General features: G+C 67.6%; 4 protein-coding genes and 1 pseudogene. All 5 read right to left on the bottom strand.

What is annotated here, in order from left to right; genetic code table 11:
- A partial coding sequence (locus ACWD3I_RS49150; protein ID WP_451084469.1) for an ATP-binding cassette domain-containing protein occupies positions 1-334 on the bottom strand: 334 nt, incomplete at its 3' end.
- Positions 322-801 carry an ABC transporter permease gene (locus ACWD3I_RS49145; protein WP_365414198.1) on the bottom strand — a complete coding sequence of 160 codons (480 nt, stop codon included), beginning with the start codon at positions 799-801 and terminating at the stop codon, positions 322-324. The genes ACWD3I_RS49145 and ACWD3I_RS49150, both read right to left, overlap by 13 nt.
- Positions 802-806: 5 nt before the next feature.
- Entirely contained in the window at positions 807-1811 is a 1005-nt protein-coding gene (locus ACWD3I_RS49140) for a sugar ABC transporter substrate-binding protein (RefSeq protein WP_365414200.1), read from the bottom strand.
- Positions 1812-2180: 369 nt separating this feature from the next.
- Positions 2181-2333, bottom strand: a pseudogene (locus ACWD3I_RS49135) (DUF1062 domain-containing protein); the annotation flags it as partial.
- Positions 2306-2383 (bottom strand): hypothetical protein, encoded by a 78-nt coding sequence (locus ACWD3I_RS49130; protein WP_451084468.1) that lies wholly within the window; start codon positions 2381-2383, stop codon positions 2306-2308. The pseudogene ACWD3I_RS49135 and the gene ACWD3I_RS49130, both read right to left, overlap by 28 nt.
- Positions 2384-2429: the final 46 nt, after the last annotated feature.

The following is a 2429-nucleotide window of genomic DNA, read 5'->3' as shown; positions in this document are numbered from 1 at the left end:
TCATCTTCTCGATGTCGAGACGGCGCACGGGCCAGGGGCCCTTGGTGATCTCGGAGCCGAGGAAGAAGTTGCGCCACACCGGCATGAGGGGGACCGTCGCCAGGTCTTGGTAGACGGTGGCGATGCCCTTGTCGAGGGCCTCGCGGGGAGTGGAGAAGCGCACCGGGGAGCCGTCGACGAGGAACTCGCCCTCGGTGTGCTGGTGCAGCCCGGAGATGATCTTGATGAGGGTGGACTTGCCGGCGCCGAGGACGCAGGTGACCTGGCTGGGGAAGACCTTCAGGTCGACGTTGCCGGTGACGAGCTTGGTGACCGCGAGGTTCACGCCTTGCAGGATGAGGAAGGACCGAGGGTGACGAGGAAGCTCGGCAGTCCGGTCTTCATCAGCAGCCAGCCGTTGAAGAACCCGATCGCCAGCGACACGATCAGCGCGGCGATGACGCTCGCCCAGACGTTCACGGTGAGTTGATACGTCAGCATGCTGGCGGTGAGCGCCGAGGTGATGACCGCGACGCCGGAGGAGAGGTCGAACTCGCCGCCGATCATGAGCAGCGCCACGGGCAGCGCCATGATTCCGATGGTGGACGACTGGTACAGGATGTTGGCCATCGAGCCGCCGTCGCGCACCGGCGGGGCGGAGATGAGGAAGAACACCCACACCGCGACGGCGCCGAGGAAGACGCCGATGTCGGGGCGGGCCAACAGGCGCAGGGCCAGGTGGCGTTGAGCGGTCCGGCCGTCGGTCTCCTTCGGGCCGGGGGCCGGCGGTGTGGTCACCGCCGGCTCGGCATGCTGGGTCACGCTTGTCACCGGGTGCCCTTCGCGGCGAACTCGGCGACGGCGTCGGCGTTGTCCTTGGTGATGAACGCCGGTCCGGTGAGGACGGGTGCGGTGCCGCCACCGCTGAAGTTGCCGTTGTTCTCGTAGAGCCACAGTGAGTCGACGGCGAGGTAGCCCTGGAGGTACGGCTGCTGGTCGACGGCGAACTCGACGGTGCCTTCCTGGACGGCCTTGACGAGGTCCTTGTTGAGGTCGAACGTGGCGATCTTGGCCTTGCTGCCGGCGTCGGACAGGGACTGCACCGCGGTCAGCGCGATGGGCGCGCCGAGGGTGACGACCTGGTCGACGGAGGAGTCGGCCGTGAGTTTGGCGGTGATGGTGGACTTCACGGACGGCATGTCGGTGCCGTTGACGTAGAGCGTGTCGGTCTTGCCGCTGAAGCCCTTCTTCAGGCCGGCGCAGCGGGCTTCCAGGGCGACCTGTCCCTGTTCCTGGATGACGCACAGGGCGTGCTTGGCGCCGAGTTGGTCGAGGCGTTCGCCGAAGGCCTGACCGGCGATGTTCTCGTCCTGCCCGAAGTACTCGAGCATGCCGAGGTCCTTCCAGTTGTCGACGCCGGAGTTGAAACCGACGACGGGGATGCCGGCCGCCTTGGCCTTGGCGATGACGTCCTTGAGGGCGTCGGGCTTGGCCGCGGTGAGGGCGATGCCGTCGACCTTCTGGTCGATGGCGTTCTGGACGAGGTTGGCCTGGGTTCCGGCACTGGGGTCGCTGGAGTAGACGAGCTTGATGTTGTCCTTGGCGGCGGCGGCCTGGGCGCCCTTGCGGACGAGGTCCCAGAAGGTGTCGCCGGGGGAGGCGTGGGTGACCATGGCCACGGTCATGCGCGGCGTATTGGCCTTGCCCGCGGAGGCCGCCGCGTCGCCTTCCTCGGACTTCTTGCCACCGGAACTGCTGGAGCAGCCGGTCGCGAACAGGGCGCCGACGAGAACCGTGGCGGTCAGAGTGGCGGCTCGGTGGTGTCTGTGCATGTCCCTTGCACCTCGCTGTGCTGATCAGGGTGGAAGTGGGATGTGGATCTTGGTGTGAGGGGGGTTCCGCCCGGCTGGAGAGACGGGCGAGCGGCTCGGGAGCGCCGTGTGCGGCGGAGCGGTGCTGTCTGCGGCAGCGGAGGGTGTGTGCCGCTTCTGGGGTGCTAGCGCGCGTTACTAGCGCGCTCTAGTCGCGTCGTACTATGAAACGCCCCACTGGTGATGTCAATAGGTTTGTCAGGACGTATCGACAAGGAGTCCTGACGGGAACCGGCGCGTGGCGCGGGCTCGTGGGCGCGGCCTCCAGGGCCTGCCCGGCGGATCTTGCCGGACAGGCCCCAGGACTCGAGGAGGCCTCGCGTCAGCCCTTCAGTGCTTCAGCGTGAACGTGAAGTCGCCGGAGAGCTTGCCGCTCAGCCGGACCGCTGACACGACTCTCCCCTCCGTGATCAGTCGCTCGACCTCGGCCCGCGAAAGGCCGCATCCCTCGGCGATCAGTCGCACCGGCCGGACAGGAATCCGCTGTCGGGGGAGACGACCCGGATCTTGTGCTCGGGCACTCCGGCGACCAGCGCGTACAGCGTGCGGTGGGCGTGCGGGGCCTGGGTGGTGGACCAC

The sequence above is a fragment of the Streptomyces sp. NPDC002817 genome, assembly GCF_053592055.1.
This window is presented reverse-complemented; position numbering and strand designations above follow the sequence as displayed.